Here is a 20,256-nt window from a genome sequence, read left to right on the forward strand (position 1 = left end):
ACGCCGACGCCCGGCCGGGTTGTTCCGGCCGGGCATCGGCGTTCGCCCTCAGCGGATTTCAGGCCGCCGCGGGCTCCCGCTCCGGGCGCGCCTCGTGCTCCACGCCCTCGTGCTCCCTTCCCACCTCGAAGCGCAGCAGCCGCAACGCGTTGGCCACGACGATCAGCGTCGAGCCCTCGTGGATGAAGACCACCGGCCCCATCGGCATGCCGAGGAAGGTGACGATCACCAGGAAGACGACGATGCCGAGCGCGGCGATGAGGTTCTGCCGGATGATCCGGCTCGTCTGCCGGCTCAGCCGCACCGCGAAGGGCAACCGGCCCAGGTCGTCGCTCATCAGCGCGACATCGGCGGTCTCCAGCGCGACCGCGGAACCGGCGGCGCCCATCGCGATGCCCACGTCGGCCTGCGCCATCGCGGGGGCGTCGTTGACGCCGTCGCCGACCATGGCGCACCGTCGGGCGTCCGGCCCGGCGCCCGAGAGGCCCCGGACCTGCGTGACCTTGTCCTCGGGAAGGAGCCCGCCGAGCGCCCGGTCGACGCCCACGTCCCGGCCCACGGCCTCCGCCACCTGCTGGTGGTCGCCGGAGATCATCACGATGTCGGTCATGCCGGACTCCCGCAGGCGGTCGAGCACCTGCCCGGCCTCCCGACGGGGCGTGTCCATCACGCCGATCACGCCGAGGAACCGGCCGCCGCGGCGCACGATCATCAGCGTGCGGCCGCCCGCCTGCAGTCGCTCGACGTCGGCGGCGACGGCACCGTCGATCTCGATGGCGGCGTCGGTGAAGAGGCGCTCGTTGCCGATCTCGACCCGCTCCCCGTCGACGAGGGCGCGGACACCCCGCCCGGTGACGGACTGGAGGTTGGAGGCGGTGAGCACCGTCGACGTGCGGGCGGCGACGGCCTCGGCGACCGCGGCCGCGAGCGGGTGGTCCGAGAGCTTCTCGACGGCGAGGGTGGTCGCGAGCAGCTCGTCGAGCTCGACGCCGGGCGCGGCGACGGTGTCGGTGACCCGCGGCTCGCCCCAGGTGAGCGTGCCGGTCTTGTCGAAGGCGATCGACGTGACGCGACCCAGCGTCTCGAGCGGGGCGCCGCCCTTGACGAGGACGCCGGCGCGGGCGGCACGTGCGACGCCGGCGAGCACAGCCGACGGGGTGGCGAGCGCCAGCGCGCAGGGGCTCGCGGCGACGAGGACGGCCATCGCGAGGTAGAAGGCGTCGTCGAAGGGGTTGCCCAGCGCGAAGTACCCGACGGCGAAGACTCCGATGACGAAGGCGATCACGGCCGGCACGTAGATCCGCTGGAACCTGTCGAGGAAGCGCTGCGTGGGCGACTTGGCCTGGTCGGTGGACGCCACCAGCTCGACCACCTTGCTCAGCGTGGAATCCTTCGCCAGCGCCGTGACCTGCACGACGAGCGCGCCGGAGCCGTTGACGGTGCCCGCGAAGACCTTGTTCTCGTCGGCGACGCGACCCGTGCGGGAGGGATCGAGGGGCTCCTTCTCCACCGGCATCGACTCGCCGGTGACGGCGCTCTGATCGATCGCGGACCGGCCGTCGACGACCACGCCGTCGGAGCTGACGCGGGCGTTGGGGCGGATCAGCACGAGGTCGCCGACGGCGACATCCTCCACCTGCCGGTCGACGAACTCGCCCGCCGTGGTCGACGGTCCGCCGACGTGCACCAGCGCGGTGCGGGGCGCGAGGCCGGCGAGGGCCTCGATCGACTTCGATGCCCGGGCCAGCGCGAACTCCTCCAGCGCGTGGCCGAGGCTGAACAGGAACAGCAGCACCGCGCCCTCGGCGAACCGCCCGATGGAGGCGGCGCCGATCGCCGCGACCAGCATGAGGAAGTCGACCTCGAACTTGCCGCTGCGCGTGGACTTGATGGCGGAGCGGATGGTGAAGAAGCCGCCGAAGAAGTAGGTGGCGAGGAAGAGGGCGGTGCCGACGTCGGGCAGCTTCAGGGCGTACTCGGCGATCATGCCCGCGGTGTAGGTGACGCCCGAGGCGATGGCGAAGCCGATCTCCCACCGCGCCGAGTGGCCGGACTCGTGGTCGTGTTCTGCGCTCATGGCCTGAGGGTATGCCACATATGCATACATTGCAATATATTGCTCCGCGGTCTTTCTAGACTCGTCCCGTGCACATCGGAATCATCGGGGCGGGACTGTCCGGACTGTCGGCGGCGCTGCACCTGCTCGGGGCGGGTCACGAGGTCACCGTGATCGAGCGGTCGCGACACGTGGGCGGGCGCGCGGGCACGGTGCGGATCGGCGGCCACGTCGTCGATCCGGGCGCGAGCGTGCTGACCATGCCGGAGCTGGTCTTCGACGCCCTCGCGGCGGGCGGCCTGGACCGGTTCGCCGCCGAGGACGAGCTGGACCTGCTGCCCGTCACGCCCGCGTACGCGGGCCGCTTCCCCGCGCTCGACGGACTGCCGCCGAGCGTGCTGCACGTGCCCGACGACCTCGCGGTGGACGAGCACATGCGCTGGCAGGAGGCCATGTTCGACGCCGCCTACGAGCGCTTCATCGGCGGCGACGCGGCGTGGGGCTCGTACGCGAATCCGCGCGACCTGGCCGCCCTGGGGCGGCTGGTGAAGCTGGGTGCGCTGCGCTCGATGCAGCACCAGGTGGACCGCCGCGTCGACGACCCGCGCGCCCGCCGCATGCTCACCTTCCAGGCGCTGTACGCAGGGGTCGCGCCGTCGGCGGCGCGGGCGGTGTACGCCGTGATCTCGCACATGGACGTCGGCCTGGGTGTCTGGTACCCGCGGGCGGGCATGGGCTGGGTGGCGTCCGTCATGGCCCGGCAGATCCAACGGGCCGGGGGCCGGCTCCTCTTCGACCACGAGGTGATCGGCCTCGACGGCCGACGGGGCCGTGTCACGGGGCTGCGGGCCCGGACCTCGGCGCGCGTGCACCAGCTGCCCTTCGACGGGGTGGTCATCACCGCCGACGCCCCCATCACCGACCGGCTCATCGCGCCGCTCGGCGGGCGGGCGCCGCGGAAGGTGCGGTTGTCGCCGTCCGCCGTGGTAGCCCACCTCGACGTGGACCCGGACCTGCAGGACCACTGGCCGACGCAGGCGCACCACACGCTGGACTTCGGCGCCGCGTGGGAGCAGACCTTCGCGGAGATCACCGCGACGCGGGGCCGCGGGCGGCTGATGAGCGACCCGTCGTTCCTCATCACGCGGCCGTCCGTCACGACGGGCGAGCCCGGACCGGTGAGTGTGCTCGCGCCGTGTCCGAATCTGGAATCGGCTCCGCTGGACTGGGATTCGATCGGCGGCGATTACGTGCGCGACGTGCTGCGCACCCTGGAGGGCCGCGGCTACCGCGGGATCTCCGACGCGGAGGTGCTCCACGTGGACACCCCGGCGGACTGGGCGCGACAGGGCATGTCGGCGGGCACCCCGTTCGCCGCGGCCCACACCCTCACCCAGACGGGGCCGCTCCGGCGCCCGCAGCGGGTGCCCGGCATCGCCAACGCGGTGCTCGCGGGGTCGATGACGCACCCCGGCGTCGGGGTGCCCCCCGCGCTGATCTCCGGCCGACTGGCGGCGGAGGCGATCAGTTCCTCGTGAAACCGGCGGAATTCTCCATCACGAGGGAAGATCCGGCCTCGTGCCGCAGAATTCCGCCGAATTCACGAGCGCAGCGCGGCGGAGGCGGCGAGGGCGGCCAGGCAGACGACCGCCGCGAGCACCATCGCCCCGGGCAGTGCGCCGTGGGCGAGCACCGCGGCGACCGCGGCCGCACCGAACGCCGAGCCCAGCTGCCGCGTCGTGTTGAAGACGCCGGCGCCCGCGCCGACCAGGTCGCGCGGCAGCTCGGAGGTCGCGAGCAACGACATCGGGCCCCACATCATCGCGCTGCCCACGCCGACGACAGCGGCCGGCACCGTCAGCCACCCTGCAGGCAGCGCAGCGGCGAGGACGGCCACGAACAGCGCCAAGCCGAGGGCGCACACCGCGAGACCGGCCGACAGGACTCGGCGCGGGTCGCGCCGGCGCAGCGACCGCCCGACCCGCGGCGCGAGCAGGGCCGAGACCAGAGCCGTCGGCGCCAGCAGCAGCGCGGCGCCGCCCGGCGAGACGCCGTGCCGGGCCTGCGCGTAGAGCGTCGCCGGGAAGACGTAGGCGGTCACCCACGCGCCGGCGAGCAGGTTGACGCCCGACGACGCGGCGAAGCTGCGGATGCGGAAGAGCCGCAGCGGGACGAGCGCGTCCTCGCCCCGTCGGCGCTGGCGGGAGAGGAAGGCGAGAGTCGCTGCGGCGCCCGCTGCGAGCGCGATCCACGGCATCGCGCCGGGCCGCCCGAGCTCCTGCAGGCCGAGGATCAGCCCGAATACGGCGGCTGCGGACAGGACGGACCCCGAGAGGTCCAGTCGGCGAGCGACCACGGCCGACCGCGGGACGAACCGCAGGGTCAGCACGATCCCCGCGACACCCACGGGGACGTTGAGCCAGAACACCCAGCGCCAGCTCGCGACGTCGGCGAGAAGGCCGCCGAGGAGCGGTCCCGCCAGCGTCGCGACACCGGTCACGGAGCCCCAGACGCCGAGGGCCGCACCGCGGGTCTCGATCGGGAAGACGAGGGTGATGATCGCCATGACCTGCGGCGTCATCAGCGCGGCGCCGATCCCCTGCACGACGCGCATCGCCACCAGCACGCCGAGGGTCGACGCGAAGCCGCACGCGAACGACGCGAGGACGAAGACGGCGAGGCCGAGCAGGTACATGCGGCGGTGCCCGAACCGGTCACCGAGGCGGCCGCACAGCAGCATCGGGACGGCGAAGGCGAGCAGGTACGCGGACGAGACCCACAGCACCGAACGGACGTCGGTGTGCAGGCCCTCCATGAGGCGGACGGTCACGACGGACAGCGCCGTCGCGTCCACCAGGATCATGGCGTAGCCGAGGGCGAGAGCGCCGAGCGCGGCCCACCGATCGGCGGAGACGGACGTGGACATGGGCGCGGAAGTACGCAAAGAAGAGACTCCTGACACTGGAGGCACGGATGGGAGCATCCGTCGACGCCACGCTGGGCGTCGACACGTGTCAGGAGTTCATGCGCGGCAGCCTATCCCGGGACGACGGGGCGCCGTCAACGGGATTTCCGGCACACGCTCAGAGCAGGGCGTCGATCTGGTTCATCGCCTGGGTCATGCCCTCCTCCATGCCCATCTCGAGGACCTGCTCGAGCTGCTCGAGCGACCGGTGAGTGGCGGTGAGGGTCATGCGGGTGACGTCGCCGTCGGGCGTGATGACGACGGTGGTCGTGGAGTGATCCTCGGGGTCGACGGGCTCACCGTCGTCGCCGGCGAAGCCGTCGCGGAAGGTGAAGGTCGACGGGGCGTCGGTGGTCACCGTCGAGAACCAGCCGCCGGCCTTGGTGCCGTCCGGGCCGGTCATGTAGTAGCGGGACTCGCCGCCGGGCCGCAGCTCGTGCCGGACGAAGGTGGCGGGCCATCCGGGCGGACCCCACCACTTCTCGAGCAGCCGCGGGTCCTCCCACAGCTGCCAGACGCGCTCCGGGGAGGCGGCGAACTCCGCCTCGAGGGTGAAGGTGAGCGCCTCGCGATCGGCGCCGGTGGTGAGCACGGGCATGACGGGACTCCTCAATCGGTCGGTGGGTCGAGCAGCGCGTCCATACGCGCGACTCGTCCCCGCCACAGGTCTTCGTATCCGCGCAGCAGACGGGTGCCGCGCGCGATGGTCTCGACGTCCGGGCCGACCAGGACCTCGCGGCCCCGGCGGGTCTTGACGACCAGGCCGGCCTTCTCCAGCACCGCCACGTGTTTCTGCACCGCCGCGAAGCTCATCTCGTAGCCGCGGGCGAGCTCCGAGACGGAGCACTCCCGGCCGATCACCCGGACGACGATGTCGCGCCGGGTGCGATCCGCGAGGGCGTGGAAGAGGCGGTCCGCCTCGTCCGGTGCCAGTTCATCTACAACCATCAAGTTGTACGTTAGCGCCGTCACACCGGGCCCGCAAGAGCTTCGGCCCCGGCGCCCGAAAGTGATAGGTTCCGTGCCGAGCGCTCTCACCGCCGGTAGCGCTCACTGGACATCAGGGTGTTGAATGTCAAGACACCCACGTGGAAGGAGTCGGACGATGAGTTCGCGCACATCGGCTCAGCAGCACGAGCCCGCGGAGGTCGAGATCCACGCCCGGAACGTGGAGTTCGACTGGGACAACGTGCCGCTGGAGTGGATCCCCGGCGAGCCCGTGGCCAGCGACATCATCAGCAGCATCCTGCACTCCGTGCTCCCCGAGGGCGAGCGCTGGTTCTGCGAGGTCTACACCGAGGCGCTGCCCTACGTGAAGGACGAGAACCTCGCCCGCACGATGCGCGGCTTCATCGGCCAGGAGGCCATGCACGCCGAGTCGCACGACCGCGCCCTCTCCGAGTACCTGCAGCGCTGCGGCATCGACACGCAGCCCGTGGCCCGGCAGTTCGAGTACATCTTCCGCAAGATCCTCGCGCCGCGGACCTACCACTCCGACCGCGCCCAGTACAACGACATGGTGCAGCGGCTCTGGCTCATCGCGGCGGTCGAGCACTACACCGCCATCCTCGGCGTCTTCGCCCTCAACAACGCGTGGGACGACTACGACGTCGACCCGACGATGGCCGACATCTGTCGCTGGCACGGCGCCGAGGAGGTCGAGCACCGGTCCGTCGCGCACGACGTGGCGAACTACTTCGACCCGAGCTACTTCCACCGCTGCCGCGCGATGATCGTGGGCATCGTCTTCCTGATCCTCGCGCTGCACCGCACGTCGGGCTACATGCTCCGCAAGGACCCGAACTTCAGCTACTCCTACCCGCGCCTGTGGTGGGAGTACCTCAAGGGCTCGCGCAAGAACATCCTGCCGAAGCTGCGCGACGTCCTGAAGTTCACGCTCATCTACTTCAAGCCGAGCTTCGATCCCGCCTCGATCGGGTCGACCGCGCAGGCCGTCGCGTACCTCGCGAAGTCGCCGGCCGCCCGGGCGGCGAACGGATGACGGGCGAGCGCAAGGCACCGTCGGTCTTCCGGCCCTGGGGCGAGCCCGTCACCGAGATCCCCCCGCACCTGTACGGCCGCTGGAAGCGGGATCCGCTGCTGCGCTTCGCCAACGCGTTCTTCGGGGTCACCATCCCGGCGTTCGCGCACCTGATGAAGCCGCGGAACCTGGCCGAGCCCAGCACCAGCCGCGACCTGCGGGTGGTCTCGCGCGAGATCGTCGCGCACGACAAGGACGTCGTTGCCCTCACGTTCGTCTCGGCCGACGAGTCCCCGCTCCCCCGCTGGACGCCCGGCGCGCACCTCGACCTGCTGCTGCCCTCGGGCCGCATGCGCGAGTACTCGCTGTGCGGCGACCCCGCGGACTCCGACACCTACCGGATCGCGGTGCGCCGCATACCGAACGGCGGCGGTGGCTCCGTCGAGGTGCACGAGACCCTGCACGTCGGCGCGACGGTGACCGTCAAGGGACCCCGCAACGGCATGCCCATGGCGGTGCCCGGCCACGGCTCCTCGGCGGAGCACCTGCGCTTCGTCGCGGGCGGCATCGGCATCACGCCGATCCTGCCGATGATGATCGCCGCCGAGCGCCTGGGCCTGAGCTGGTCGATGCTCTACTCCGGTCGGTCCACCGACACCATCCCGTTCATCGCCGAGGTGGCGCGGTTCGGCGACAAGGTGGAGATCCGTACCGACGACGAGCACGGCATCCCCACCGCCGAGACCCTCATCGGCGAGACGCCCGGCCCGACGGCGCTGTACGCCTGCGGCCCCATCCCCATGCTGGAATCCCTGCGGGTGGGCCTGATCGGCCGCACCGACGTCGAGCTGCACTACGAGCGCTTCTCGGCCCCGCCGGTGGTGGACGGGAAGCCCTTCACCGCCACGCTGGCCCGGTCCGGACAGACCCTGGACGTGGCCGCCGACGAGACGCTGCTGGCCGCGATCCTCAAGGCCAAGCCGGACGCCCCGTACTCCTGCAAGCAGGGCTTCTGCGGCACCTGCCGGATGACGGTGACCGAGGGCACCGTCGACCACCGGGACAGGACCCTGACGCCCTTCGAACGGGAGCAGGGCCAGATGCTGACCTGCGTCTCGCGCGCTGCGGGCGATCATCTGACCATCGATCTGTAAGGCGCACACCATGACTGATCAGCACCGCTTCGACGTGACCACGTCCGACGGCCTCACCCTGGCGGGCTTCCGCTACGGCAACCACGACGCGGCGCGCCCGACGGTGCTCGCGATCCACGGCTATCCCGACAACCACCACGTGTGGGACGGCGTGGCCGCGGCCCTCGACGGTCGCGCGAACGTCTACACCTTCGACGTCCGCGGCGCAGGCGACTCGGAGGCGCCAGCGGGCAAGGCCGGGTACCGGTTCGACCGCCTCATTTCCGACATCTCGCGGGTCATCGACGCGGTGCGCGAGGTCAGCGGCGACCGCTCCAAGCTGCACCTCATCGGCCATGATTGGGGCTCGATCCAGGGCTGGCACGCCGTGGTCGATCCCGCAGTGGCCGACAAGACCGCCTCGTACACCTCGGTATCCGGCCCGAACCTGAACCACGCGGGCGAGTACCTCCAGGGCGTCCGCAGCGCGAAGGACCTGCCGGCGCGGCTGCGCCAGGCGGCGGGCTCGACGTACATCCCGTTCTTCCTCGTTCCCGGACTGGCGGATTCGCTGTACAAGCGCGGTTGGGGCCAGAAGCTCATCGAGACGCTGGAGAAGCGCGGCACCGGCGGCAAGGTCGCCGAGGGCTACACGCGCAGCGACCGCGACTTCACCAACGGCCTGAACCTCTACCGGGCCAACATGCCCGCGCCGTTCCTCAAGCCGGCGGACGCCACCACCTCGGTGCCCGTCCAGGTGATCACGCCCGAGGGCGATCTGTTCGTGACGCCGCCGCTGCAGCTGGCCGGCCTGGAGAAGTCGCCGAAGTCGCGGCACGTCTCGGTGCCCGGCGGGCACTGGGTGGTGGCGCAGAACCCCGGCCCCCTGGCCGATGCGACCTTCGAGTGGGTCGAGGCGAACCGGTGACCCGCAGCATCCCCGTCCGCGGCCGCTGGGTGCGGGTCCGCGAGTCGGGCGACGCCTCGCTGCCCACTCTGCTTCTGCTGCACGGCATCACGCGCAGCCTGGAGGACTGGGACCCGACCTTCGAGGCACTCGAGGGTGAGTACCGGCTCATCGCGCCCGACCTCGCCGGGTACGGCTGGTCCGCTCCCCATCCCGACGGTGCCGGCCTCGCCGCGCTCGCCGACGGGGTGGCGGAGACGCTCGCCGCGCTGAACGTCGCGGGCCCCGTGCACGTCGCGGGCAACTCGCTGGGTGGCGCGGTGACGATGACGCTGCTCGCCCGGCACCCGGAGCTGGTCGCGTCGATGACTCTCGTGGATCCCGCGGGCTTCGGCAAGGAGGTCACGCCGCTGCTGCGCCTGCTCGGGGTTCCCGTGCTGGGCAAGCTGATCGCGACCACCCCGAGCCGCCCCGGTGCGATCGTCCAGGAACGGCTGATCTTCGCCGACAAGTCCTACGCCACCCGCGCGCGGATCGACCACGCGATGGCCATCGCCCGCGAGACCGACGCCGGCCTCACCGCGTGGAGGACCGCCGACGCGCTCGGTTCCGTGCTGGGCGGCGTGCGCCAGGACTGGCGCGACGAACTGCACCGGACCATCGCGACGACGCCCCGGCCGACGATGGTGCTCTGGGGCGCACGCGACAAAGTGCTCCCGCCCGCGCACCTCGAGGCCGCCCGGAAGCTCATCCCGCACGCGGAGACGCACCTGATCCCGGGTGTGGGGCACATGCCGCAGCTCGAGTGCACGCGCGAGTTCGCGGCGCTGATCACGGCGTTCCTGCAGCGGAATCCCGTCGCCGAGCTGCCGCGGGCCGCGTCGCAGTAGGCATCGGCGCCGCCGCGGGTGGTAGTCGTTCACGGAGGGTATGCGTCCGACGCATACCCTCCGTTTCGCTGTGCCGCACCAGCGTTGACGCATGCGCCTACGGAGCCTGCACCGCACTCACACCGGACCGCGGTCCTCAGCCCGTTTCCGCTTCTTCATACCGTTGCAACGCTATGAGGAAGCGGAAATGTCAGCGGGAAGGTGGACCGCGACGACTCAGCGCGCGGGCGCGGCCCCGCGATCGCGGCCGACGCTTCCGCGGACAACACCACCGGCGGCGAGGTTATGCGCACAACGCATAGCCACGCGGCACAGCACATGCCTGACCAGGCTTTTCATGGGTATGCGGCGGGCGCATAGCCGGGACGAAGGACTAACCCATCATCGGGAGCTCGAGAGGGAGCGGGCGAGGACCGCCGCCTTCCGTGCGGCGGGGACGCGGACCCGACCGGACCGCGCACCGTCGAGCCCGGCGGCCCGGAGACGGACCAGAAGCTCGCCGTAGAGGTCCGCGGCGGCACGGACGCCGCGCCGAACGTCCCGCGGGAGCCGCGCGATGCCGTCGCGCCCGGCGTCGAGGTCGGCGGCGGCGTCGTCGAGGGCCTCGTCGTAGGCGCGCTGCGTGAGCTCGGGCAGGTAGGCCCGGCCGAGGCGGAGCTCGTCGTCGGTGAGGTCGCGGAGGAAGTTGACCTTCTGGAACGCCGCGCCGAGACGCAGGGCATCGGGGGCGAGCCGCTCGTAGTCCGACGGTGCCTCTCCCACGAGGTACGCGCGCAGGCACATCAGGCCCACGACCTCGGCGGAGCCGTGGATGTACTCGGCGAGGGACTCAGCGGTATGCGGAGCGGGGGTCAGGTCCGCGCGCATCGAGCCGAAGAAGGGCCTCGTCAGCTCCGTGCCGAACCCCGTCGAGCGGGCGGTGCGAGCGAAGGCGTGCACCACGAGGTTCGCGCTGAACCCCTCCTCGATCGCCCGCTCGACGGCCTCCTCGAGGGCATCGAGATGCGCCCGCGGATCGGTCGGGCAGGCACCGTCGACGATCTCGTCCGCGACGCGCACCAGGCCGTAGATCGACGTGATGTGGTCGCGGACGCGGCGCGGCATGAGGCGCGCGGCGAGGGAGAACGACGTGGAGTAGTCGCGGATCACCACCGCGGAGGCCGCGACCGCGGCGCGGCTGTACCGCTCATTCGGATCCATGCCTCCAGTGTCCCGACCGCCCCGCCGAGCCTGTCAGGGCACCCCGATACGGTGGGTGCATGCGCGTCGCCACGTGGAATGTGAACTCGGTCAAGCAGCGGCACGGCAGGCTGCTGGAGTGGCTGGACTCGCGCCGGCCGGACGTCGTCTGCCTGCAGGAACTCAAGATGACCGACGATGCCTTCGCCACCCTCATCGGCCCCGACCTGGCGGAACGCGGCTACGAGTTCGCCACCGCGGGGCAGCCGCAGTGGAACGGATCGGCGCTGCTGTCCAGGGTGGGCCTGGAGGACGTGGTCGTCGGCATCCCCGGCGGCCCCGCATTCGACGGGGTCGTCGAGGGGCGGGCGATCTCGGCCGTCTGCGGCGGGATCCGGGTCTACTCGCTGTACACACCGAACGGCCGCGAGATCGATTCCGACCACTACGCCTACAAGCTCGAGTGGCTCGCAAAACTTTGCGATCAAGTATTTTCGTACACCGTTCCCCAGCTCGTCTGCGGAGACATGAACATCGCGCCGACCGATGCCGACGTCTTCGACCCGGCCGCGTTCGCCGGCCACACCCACGTCACGGCCCCCGAGCGCGCCGTTCTGGCAACCCTCGCGGAGGCCGGCCTGCGGGACGTCGTGCGCGAGCACTGGCCCGATGAGCAGGTGTTCTCGTACTGGGATTACCGCGCCGGCATGTTCAACAAGAACCTCGGCATGCGCATCGACCTCATCCTGGCCAGCGGCGACGTCGCCGATCGCACCGCGGCGGCGTGGGTCGACCGGCAGGCCCGCAAGGGCAAGGGCCCGTCGGATCACGCACCCGTCATCCTCGACCTCGACACCGCCCCCGACGGCGACATCGGCCCGATGGTGCCGCCGCCGTCGGCGGGTAGGGTGTCTCCGAGCGGCGCCTCGCTTCCTCAGCAGAAGTAGCCATTCTGTTATCGCAATCGCTCCTAAATAAGGGTCAGTTTTCGCTTTAACAGCCGTTTGACTTCCTGTTTGCAGTCGTTATTGTTCTGCAAGTGCAAGGTAACTACTTCCGTTGTAGACGACGACGGACGACGTGGCTTGTGGGCCTCATTCCGGCGCTGTGCGCCCCGGGGCCCTCCTTCCTCGTGATGGTCACGGGGAGTCCGGTCTTCTGGTGGAGCGGTGTTCTGCTCTACATCGCCGGAGCGATCATCGAGGCCTTCGGCCGCTCGAACCGGCGCAACCCGTCGGACGAGGAGATCGAGGCCCTCACCAACGCCCCGTTCTACAAGTGGTGCACGTGGGCGTTCGTCCCGGTCTACCTCGCCGGACTCGCCATCGCATGCTTCATGTGGACGGATCCCGCACTGACAGCGGTTGACCGCATCGGCCTCATGGTCACGATCGGCCTCATGGGCGGGTTCGCCATCAACGTCTCGCACGAGCTCGGCCACCAGAAGGCATCCGTCGAACGGTGGCTGTCGAAGGTCGCGACCGCGCCGTCGTGGTACGCGCACTTCTACACCGAGCACAGCCGCGGGCACCACACCCGGGTCGCGACGCCCGAGGATGCCGTCAGCGCGCGGTACGGAGAGTCGTACTGGCATTTCCTTCAGCGCAGCATTATCGGCGAGTTCCGGTTCGCCATCGGCGCGGAGCGCGAGCGCCTCGGCCGCAAGGGAAAACCATTCTTATCTGCAAACAATGACATTCTTCACGGCTGGATCATCAGCGCCGGCCTCTATTCGGCCCTGATCGCGATCTTCGGCTGGGGCGCGCTGCCGTACCTGCTCGGCCACGCCGTCATCGCGATGTCCTTCCTGGAGTGCGTGAACTACGTCGAGCACTACGGCCTCCTCCGCGAGCAGCGGCCCGACGGCCGCTACCATCGGCCCGGCCCGCAGCACAGCTGGAACAGCACCCGCGCCGTGACCGGCCTCGCCACCTTCCACCTACAGCGGCACAGCGACCACCACGCCCATCCGGGCCGCCGGTACCAGCTGCTGCGCATCGAGGACGAAGCCCCCGAACTGCCCGGCGGCTACGCCCAGATGGTGCTGCTCGCGCTGGTCCCGCCGCTGTGGCGCCGGGTGATGGACCCGCGCGTGCTCGCGCTCTACGACGGCGACGTCCGGCGCGCGAACCTCACGCCGAAGCTCCGCGCCCGCCACGGCCACGCCGCGCCCGTACAGGCGGCGCGGCCGCCGAGATCGGCCGCACGCGCGGCGGCGGGTGTCGACGGCACCGTCGGGCCCCGCGTCGAGCCCGCTTCTCGGACGTTCGAGCAGATGGCCGAGCCGAGCGAGCTCACCGACACCGTCGTGATCCGCCTGCGCGATTTCGCGCCGGACCACCTGCGGGAGACGGGCCCCATCAACCTGCGGGCCATCGCCGCTCTTCGGGAGCGCGACACAGTCTGACCGCTCGCTCCCTCTCTTGCGTGCGGTCCGAACGACCCGGTGTTGCAATAGCAACACCGGGTCGTTTACTGTTCGCCCGATACGACAGGGCGGACGAAGGCGGAGTACACGTGGGTGGGATCGTCGAGGGAATCAGCCGGCGGGGCGCGCTCCGCGCCGCCGGCGTGGGCGCGGCCGCGGCCGGCGTTGCCGCGCTGGGCGGCACGCTGGGCACGGGGCTCGTCTCGGCGGCGCCGGGCGTCCGCACGGACGGCACCCCCGACCCGCAGCGGACCTGGGACGGGGAGTGCGACGCGCTCGTGAAGTCCGTGCTCGAGCGCGGCGATGGGCATCGGGTCAACCGCGCCCTCGCGGCCTGGGAGACGAACGATCAACCGGTGCCGGCCGGCATGCCCTCGGACGTGCGCGACTTCATCGAGGAGGCGCGGAAGCTCCCCGACTGGCTCGACCCGCGCCTGATGAAGGGCGCCGACAAGTTCTACACCACGCGCAGCCTCTATCTCTCGATCATCATCGGCTTCTCCGGCGGCGTGATGATGTCGGTGATCCCCCGGGAGTCGCAAGCCGTGTACTGGTCGGCCGGCGGCGCGAACATGAAGGACCGCATCGCCAAGACGTACCGCCTGGTGTACGACCAGATCGCCGTCGGCGCGTACGGCCCCAGCGGCCGCGCCGCGACGACCGCCGTCAAGGTACGACTCACCCACAGCGCCGTGCGGCACCTCCTCCCGCAGTCGCCGCACTGGCGCCGCGTCAACAAACAGGCCATGCCCATCTCGCAGGCCGACATGATGGTCACGTGGCACAGCCTGGCGACCATGGGCATGCGGATCATGCGCAACTGGGGCGTCCACCTGCCGCAGGACGAGGTCGACGGCCTGCTGCACTCCTGGCAGGTGAACGGCCACATGCTGGGCATCCACGACGCCTACATCCCGTCGAGCTGGGACCAGGCCGAGAAGCAGGCGCAGGTGGACCTCGACGCGATCATGGGCCCGACCCCGGAGGGCGTGAAGATCGCGAGCATGTTGATGGACCTGGGCAGGTCCGTCGACGCCACGATCCTCTCCCGGCCCTCCCTCGAGGCCTTCACCCGGTACTCGTTGGGCGACAAGCTGACCGACTGGATGCAGCTGCCCCGGCAGCCGCTGCTGCAGGGGCTGCTCGAAGCGGGCTGGCCGACGTACATCGCGATCCGCGAGGGGATCCTCACGCAGACCGCGATGCCGCCGGAGATCTACCGCCAGTTCGACCAGCTCGCCAACACCCTGGAGCTGGTGTACCTCGGTGAGTTCCGCCCGATCAACATCGAGCTCCCCACCAGGAACAACCCGAACTACGGCAAGCCGCTGTACAAGTGATCAGTCCTCGGTACTGAGCACCTCGGCGACGAAGCCGTTCACCCGGCGCCGCAGGTCGGCGAGGTTCTGCTCGCGGATCAGCTCGGTATCGGTGCCCTTGTGGAACGCCGGCGGCAGCTTGCGCGCGTTCGCGGCACAGCGGAAGTCCTCGCACACGAGGACGCCGAGGGTGTCGCCCTTGCGGCCGGCGGAACCGCCCCGTCGCACCGAGTACAGGACGGCCTGGCTCGAGATGTTGACGTCCCGGCACCATGTGCACATGGCCTTCGCCTTCGGCTTCGCCTCGGCCTGGGTGAGCAGGATGGTCACCAGCCCGTCGTCGGTGGGCACGCTGACGTAGGCGCGGCGCGGGATCTTCTTGTCGCGCCAGCCGACGAATTCGAGTGCGGCGAAGTCGAGGTCGTCGAAGTCCGGCGGGAACGTGACGCGCTTGACCTCGCTCTTGGTGGCGCCCCGGAAGGCGTCGATGATCTGCTGCTGGGATACGGGATCCATGAGTGAACCGTTCTGTGTGCTGCCCCGTGCGGGCGCGCCACGGGGGGGGGNGGGAGTGTGAAGGCAGGGCTGCGCGGCCGGTCCGGTGGATCGGCTGCGGGGCGGGATCATCTGCCGTGGCGCAGGGCGCCGGACACTCCTCCTCGGTTCATACGCCCCACCCTACGCTGGGTGTCACGCGAGTTTTCCGAGTCCGGCGTGCGTCGCGCGGTGGAAGCCGCCTGTGAATGCACGGCTCGCAGCGACAGGAGGCCATATTCGGCTTCGTACCGATCTCAGCCGTGGATTCACAGACGCTTTCACGTGAACCGGCGTGCGAGTTCCCCCCACGTCAGGTCCAGCTCACCGGCGGGAAAGCGACCGTCGATCTCGAGGATCGCCATGCCGTGCGCGGCCGCCCAGAGGGCCTGCGCCGCATGCTCATCCCCGGTGACCTCGAAGAACGGTGCCCCCGACCACTCCTCGAGACCGTCCGGCAGCGCCTCCCGGTCGAGCGGCCCGACGGTGGCGAGCCGGTACAGGTTCGGGTGGGCGCGCGCGATCGCGCGGTAGTCCCGCAGCAGCGCCGCGACCTCCGTGACGGGCCGCAGCGCCGCCCCGGACTCGGCGAGCGCCACCCCGACGAGCGCGGCCTTCAGCGCGTCCTTGCTCGCGAAATGCTTGTAGAGCGACGGTGCGCGGATGCCGACCTCATCGGCGAGGTCGCGCATGGTGATCCGCTCCCAGCCCCCGCGTTCCAGCAGCGCGCGGGCGGTCTCCACGATCTGGCGCGCACGCGGGGTCGCTGCGCGGAGCGGTGCCAGCTCGTCGGGGATCACCGGGCGATCGTAGCCAGCACGCGGTCGCGCAGCGCGGCGTTCATCGCGTCGAAGCCGCTCGCCACGTCGATCGCCGAGCCGGCGAGCGGCACGAGGACTCCCCGGAATCGCTCCCCCTGCGTGAACCGCGTCCCGTGTGCCGTGGCCTCCAGGCGGAACGAGTGCTCACCGTCGAGCAGCCCTGGAATCAGGATGCGGCCCACCCACCGCAGCTCGCGGTCCGGCTCCACTGCCAGCACCGCGGGCCGGAAGCCCGTCTCGGACCCGCCGTTGCTGATCCGCACGTCGAGGTCGCTCCCCACCTTCAGGCCGTCGGGTGCGGCCGCGCGGATCACGAACGGGTTCCACTGCGGGTAGGCGGGGAAGTCGACGAGGACGCGCCAGACCTCGGCCGGCGAGGCGGCGATGTCGATGGACCGCTCGACCGTCCGCTCCCGATGGAGCACGACGGCCACGCCCGCGACCAGCGTGATCACCGCTGCGATCGACAGAATCCACTTCATGACTCCTCCTTGGCTAACATCATTAGCTTCACGCTAGGCGAACAACGTTAGCCGTGCAATCCGAAGCAATTGACCGCTGAGTCAATCCGTGCTTATATGACTTGATAGTCATATCGAGGAAGGGACGGGACATGGCCTCTGTCATCGTGATCGGAGCCGGCTTCTCGGGGATGGCCGCCGCGATCGAACTGCTCCGCGGCGGGCACGACGTGACGGTCCTCGAGCGGGGCTCCGACGTGGGCGGCGTATGGCGGGAGAACGCCTATCCGGGCGCGGCGTGCGACGTCCCGTCGGCGTACTACTCGCTCTCGTACTCCCCCAACCCGCGCTGGAGCCGGCGCTACGCCCCGCAGCAGGAGATCCTGGGATACCTCCGCGACAACGCCGACAAGTACGGCCTGTACGAGCGCATCCGGTTCGGCGTGACGGTCCGCGAGGCGCGCTTCGACGATGCCGCCCATCGCTGGACGGTGCGCCTCGACGACGGCGAGGACCAGGACGTCGTCGCCGCGCTCGACGCCGACTTCCTGGTTCCGGCCGTCGGGCAGCTCTCCACCCCGATCCTCGCAGACCTGCCGGGACACGACGGATTCACCGGCGCCTCCTTCCATTCCGCGCAGTGGGACTCATCGATCGACCTCGCCGGCAAGAAGGTCGCGGTGATCGGCACGGGCGCCAGCAGCATCCAGATCGTGCCCGAGATCGCGCAGGTCGCGCGGTCGGTCACCGTCTACCAGCGGTCCGCGCCGCACATCCTGCCGCGCCCCGACTCCCGGCTCACGCGCGTGCACGCGATCCTCGCCCGCCGCGCGCCCGTCACCCTCCGTGCCCAACGCCTCCTGTGGCAGGGCGTGACCGAGGGCTTCACGGCCGCACTGCATTACGCGCCCCCGGTGGCCCGCGCCCTCGAAATCGCCTGCCTCGCCTTCATGCGGGCGCAGGCCGGTGACGCCGAGCTGTACCGCGCCATCCGGCCCGAGCACCCGCTCGGCTGCAAGCGGGTCCTGTTCTCCAACAGCTACATCCCGGCGCTGCGCCGACCGAACGTCGAGCTGGTCACCGATCGCATCGCGCAGGTGGGGGCCACGTCGATCACCACGGCCGACGAAGTGCAACGGGATACCGACGTCATCGTCCACGGCACCGGCTTCGCCGCGGGCACCTTCCTCGACCACGTCTCGATCCGGGGAAGGGACGGCGCCGAACTCCGCGCCGCCTGGGCCGAAGGACCGCGCGCACACCTGGGCATCGCGGTCCCCGGTTTCCCCAACATGTTCCTCATGTACGGACCCAACACCAACCTCGGGTCGGGGTCGATCGTCGCGATGCTCGAGTGCCAGGCGCGCTACATCCGGCAGGCCCTCGCCGCCATTCCCGACGGTGCCGCCGCCGACGTCCTACCCGAGGTCGAGGCCGCGTACGACGAGGCCCTGCAGGCGCGGCTCGCGAACGGCGTCTGGTCCCGGTGCGACAGCTGGTACGTCGCCGAATCGGGACGCGTCGTGTCGAACTGGCCCGGCACGGTTCGCGAGTACCGGCACCGCACCGACCGATTCGACCCCGCCGAGTACACCCTCCACCCGGCCCCGTGGGACGCCCCCGACGGCGTCCGCCGCGACGGCACGAGCTTGACCGCCCGGTGAGCGGTCCCGAAGATGGACGGTGTGAACGGGGTGCCACGGTGACGCGGGAGGTGACGCGTCCCCGATCCGGCACCCGCGGCGTGCCGCGCGAGGTGAGGGCGGCGGAGATCCTCGAGGCTGCGGCCGCCGAGTTCGGCGCCCACGGCTACGCCGGGGCCCAGGTGACGGCCGTCGCCGAACGCGCCGGGGTGTCGAAGGCACTGGTGCTGGCCTACTTCGGCTCCAAGGAGAAGCTGTACATCGCCTGCGTGCAGAAGGCCGGCCCGCTCGTCTTCGACGCGGTTCGCGATGCCTTCGCGCTGCCCGATCCCGATCCCGTCCCGGGTTCGTTGTTCAGTCTCGCCGCCGGCCGCGTCCTCACGAGCATCGTCACGTCGCTGGAGGGCCGCATCGGGTACTGGGCCCTGCTGTACGACCGGTCGGTGCCCGAGGGCGACGGCCGGGTCGTCGCCCGTGGGCAGCGACACCGCCTGCGAGAACAGTCGTCCTCCGCCGTCGCCGGCGTCGTGCGCGCCGCCGGGCTCACCGACCCCCGCGATCAGACGGCCGCCGTGGTCATCTGGGAGTCGATGATCTCCGGCGTCATGCAGTGGTGGCGCCTCAACCCCGACCTGTCCGCCGCCGAGGTGTCGGCGAGCGCGACCCGCATCCTCGCGGCCTGGGCGATCCCCGCGCCGTCCCCCTCCCCCGATACGGAGAACCCGTGAGCCACATGATTTCCAGCCTGCTCTCCCGCGCCGTCGTGGACGGAGCGCTCCCCCTGCTGGATCGACGGATCGAGGCCTCCCGCCGCCCGTTCGACCAGGCGGAGATCCTGCGGCCGCACGCCACGTCGAAGGTGTGGGCCACCACGCACTTCGGCGTCTTCGTCCCGGATCTGCCGGAGCCCTACCGGTACGTGAACACGATGACCCTGATCGGCGCGGCGGGCGCGGAACTGTTCGACCAGGACCATCTCTCGGCCGCGGATGCGCGGAACACCACGACCGTGCTCTCCTCGACCGCCTACGCCGACCAGCACTTCTACCGCGCCTACGACGCGTCGAGCGAATGCCGTTTCGCCGCAGATGGTTCCGAGCTGCGCTGGGGTGACGAGCTCGCTATCGACGTGGACCTGCCCCGCGTCACGGTGCGCGGCCGCTACCCCGGCTTCGACGTCGACCTGGAACTCGAGGTGTCCGACCAGGTCTCGTACTTCGTCAAGACCCCGGTCTACGACCACCTCAGCCTGACCGCGCCGTACACCGGCACCGTCGACGGCGATCACGTCGAGGGCGTCGGCACCTTCGAGTACGCCCGCATCCGCAGCCACCAGGCGCTCACCCGCCGGGCGATGCCCTCGGCGCTGAAGCTGCCGATCGACTTCTTCACCTACCAGATCATCGACATCGACCCCACCACGCAGATCCTCCTCACCGACGTCCGCGCGCGCGGCCACATCGCGTGCCGACTGGCCCACGTGCGGCGGCTGGGCGAGCCGGCGGAGGTCTACGAGGACGTCCGGATGGACGTGCTCGAGTCGCGCGAGGTGGTCGACGACCGGGGCCGGACGATGACGGTGCCGGTCCTGCTGAAGTGGACCGTCCGGGACGGCGACGACGAGGTCCTCACGATCGACGGGTCCGTCGACAGCGAGCTCCGGTACGGGCACGGCCGCGGTTACGTGGGCGCCTACACCTACCTCGGCCACTACCGGTCCCAGCCGGTCGCCGGCAGCGCCTACCTGGAGTGGATCGACACGCAGCCCTGAGGACGGCGCCCGCCGTTCCGGACGACCACGGCGCTCCGAACAGCCATGCGTTTCTCCTATGTCAAGCGGCGGTCGGGAGGGCGGTGTCGGGGGCTGCTTTCGCGTCGGTTCTGAGGGTGTTGAAGACGGTGCGGGCTAGTCGTCGTTTGAGGCAGCGGAGGGCTTCGC

Annotated in this window: 19 protein-coding genes; 11 read left to right on the forward strand and 8 right to left on the reverse strand. The window is 70.7% G+C overall.

Features of this window, described 5'->3' with window-relative positions; translation table 11 throughout:
• Positions 1 to 58: 58 nt before the first annotated feature.
• Positions 59 to 2,077: a heavy metal translocating P-type ATPase gene (locus ACM9LD_RS21585; protein ID WP_415678587.1), complete on the reverse strand. Its 2,019-nt coding sequence runs from the start codon at positions 2,075 to 2,077 to the stop codon at positions 59 to 61.
• Positions 2,078 to 2,145: 68 nt separating this feature from the next.
• Between ACM9LD_RS21585 and crtI the strand changes: the two genes are divergently transcribed.
• A complete protein-coding gene (gene crtI, locus ACM9LD_RS21590) occupies positions 2,146 to 3,594 on the forward strand; it encodes a phytoene desaturase family protein (RefSeq protein WP_415678588.1) in 1,449 nt (482 codons plus the stop codon).
• Between the two features lie 62 nt (positions 3,595 to 3,656).
• Here the strand turns inward: crtI and ACM9LD_RS21595 are convergent, their stop codons facing one another.
• The 3 genes from ACM9LD_RS21595 to ACM9LD_RS21605 form a co-directional block, all read right to left on the reverse strand.
• Positions 3,657 to 4,982 (reverse strand): MFS transporter, encoded by a 1,326-nt coding sequence (locus ACM9LD_RS21595; protein WP_415678589.1) that lies wholly within the window; start codon positions 4,980 to 4,982, stop codon positions 3,657 to 3,659.
• A 157-nt stretch (positions 4,983 to 5,139) separates the two neighbouring features.
• A complete protein-coding gene (locus ACM9LD_RS21600) occupies positions 5,140 to 5,619 on the reverse strand; it encodes an SRPBCC family protein (RefSeq protein WP_415678590.1) in 480 nt (159 codons plus the stop codon).
• Positions 5,620 to 5,630: 11 nt separating this feature from the next.
• Complete coding sequence (locus tag ACM9LD_RS21605; protein ID WP_068523556.1) at positions 5,631 to 5,969, reverse strand: ArsR/SmtB family transcription factor; 339 nt, start codon at positions 5,967 to 5,969, stop codon at positions 5,631 to 5,633.
• 157 nt (positions 5,970 to 6,126) lie between these two features.
• Here ACM9LD_RS21605 and ACM9LD_RS21610 point away from each other — a divergent pair, with 157 nt between their 5' ends.
• The 4 genes from ACM9LD_RS21610 to ACM9LD_RS21625 are packed head-to-tail and all read left to right on the forward strand — an operon-like array spanning position 6,127 to position 9,932.
• A complete protein-coding gene (locus ACM9LD_RS21610; RefSeq protein ID WP_415678591.1) occupies positions 6,127 to 7,023 on the forward strand; it encodes a metal-dependent hydrolase in 897 nt (298 codons plus the stop codon).
• Positions 7,020 to 8,156 (forward strand): PDR/VanB family oxidoreductase, encoded by a 1,137-nt coding sequence (locus ACM9LD_RS21615; RefSeq protein WP_068523554.1) that lies wholly within the window; start codon positions 7,020 to 7,022, stop codon positions 8,154 to 8,156. Before ACM9LD_RS21610 ends, ACM9LD_RS21615 begins: the two co-directional genes overlap by 4 nt.
• Positions 8,157 to 8,166: 10 nt before the next feature.
• Entirely contained in the window at positions 8,167 to 9,063 is an 897-nt protein-coding gene (locus ACM9LD_RS21620) for an alpha/beta fold hydrolase (RefSeq protein WP_068627081.1), read from the forward strand.
• Positions 9,060 to 9,932, forward strand: a complete 873-nt coding sequence (locus ACM9LD_RS21625; RefSeq protein ID WP_415678592.1) for an alpha/beta fold hydrolase — start codon at positions 9,060 to 9,062, stop codon at positions 9,930 to 9,932. The genes ACM9LD_RS21620 and ACM9LD_RS21625 overlap by 4 nt, the downstream gene beginning before the upstream one ends.
• Before the next feature lie 381 nt (positions 9,933 to 10,313).
• Here the strand turns inward: ACM9LD_RS21625 and ACM9LD_RS21630 are convergent, their stop codons facing one another.
• Entirely contained in the window at positions 10,314 to 11,132 is an 819-nt protein-coding gene (locus ACM9LD_RS21630) for a phytoene/squalene synthase family protein (protein WP_415678593.1), read from the reverse strand.
• Between the two features lie 59 nt (positions 11,133 to 11,191).
• Between ACM9LD_RS21630 and ACM9LD_RS21635 the strand changes: the two genes are divergently transcribed.
• From ACM9LD_RS21635 to ACM9LD_RS21645, 3 genes are all read left to right on the forward strand, one after another.
• Complete coding sequence (locus ACM9LD_RS21635; protein ID WP_415678594.1) at positions 11,192 to 12,058, forward strand: exodeoxyribonuclease III; 867 nt, start codon at positions 11,192 to 11,194, stop codon at positions 12,056 to 12,058.
• A gap of 140 nt (positions 12,059 to 12,198) precedes the next feature.
• Positions 12,199 to 13,518, forward strand: a complete 1,320-nt coding sequence (locus ACM9LD_RS21640) for an alkane 1-monooxygenase (RefSeq protein ID WP_415678595.1) — start codon at positions 12,199 to 12,201, stop codon at positions 13,516 to 13,518.
• A gap of 110 nt (positions 13,519 to 13,628) precedes the next feature.
• Entirely contained in the window at positions 13,629 to 14,879 is a 1,251-nt protein-coding gene (locus ACM9LD_RS21645; RefSeq protein ID WP_415678596.1) for an oxygenase MpaB family protein, read from the forward strand.
• On the opposite strand, the gene ACM9LD_RS21650 is transcribed toward ACM9LD_RS21645, so the two are convergent.
• From ACM9LD_RS21650 to ACM9LD_RS21660, 3 genes are all read right to left on the reverse strand, one after another.
• Positions 14,880 to 15,374 (reverse strand): FBP domain-containing protein, encoded by a 495-nt coding sequence (locus tag ACM9LD_RS21650; RefSeq protein WP_415678597.1) that lies wholly within the window; start codon positions 15,372 to 15,374, stop codon positions 14,880 to 14,882. It abuts the gene before it with no gap.
• A 299-nt stretch (positions 15,375 to 15,673) separates the two neighbouring features.
• Positions 15,674 to 16,192 (reverse strand): TetR/AcrR family transcriptional regulator, encoded by a 519-nt coding sequence (locus tag ACM9LD_RS21655; protein ID WP_415678598.1) that lies wholly within the window; start codon positions 16,190 to 16,192, stop codon positions 15,674 to 15,676.
• Entirely contained in the window at positions 16,189 to 16,695 is a 507-nt protein-coding gene (locus ACM9LD_RS21660; protein ID WP_415678599.1) for an SRPBCC family protein, read from the reverse strand. Before ACM9LD_RS21660 ends, ACM9LD_RS21655 begins: the two co-directional genes overlap by 4 nt.
• 131 nt (positions 16,696 to 16,826) lie before the next feature.
• Between ACM9LD_RS21660 and ACM9LD_RS21665 the strand changes: the two genes are divergently transcribed.
• The 3 genes from ACM9LD_RS21665 to ACM9LD_RS21675 are packed head-to-tail and all read left to right on the forward strand — an operon-like array spanning position 16,827 to position 20,088.
• Positions 16,827 to 18,338, forward strand: a complete 1,512-nt coding sequence (locus ACM9LD_RS21665) for a flavin-containing monooxygenase (protein WP_415678600.1) — start codon at positions 16,827 to 16,829, stop codon at positions 18,336 to 18,338.
• A gap of 50 nt (positions 18,339 to 18,388) precedes the next feature.
• Positions 18,389 to 19,045, forward strand: a complete 657-nt coding sequence (locus tag ACM9LD_RS21670) for a TetR/AcrR family transcriptional regulator (protein ID WP_415678601.1) — start codon at positions 18,389 to 18,391, stop codon at positions 19,043 to 19,045.
• A gap of 5 nt (positions 19,046 to 19,050) precedes the next feature.
• Entirely contained in the window at positions 19,051 to 20,088 is a 1,038-nt protein-coding gene (locus ACM9LD_RS21675) for a DUF6670 family protein (protein WP_415678604.1), read from the forward strand.
• Positions 20,089 to 20,256: the final 168 nt, after the last annotated feature.

The sequence above is a fragment of the Tsukamurella hominis genome (genome assembly GCF_965137015.1).
Taxonomy (GTDB): domain Bacteria; phylum Actinomycetota; class Actinomycetes; order Mycobacteriales; family Mycobacteriaceae; genus Tsukamurella; species Tsukamurella hominis.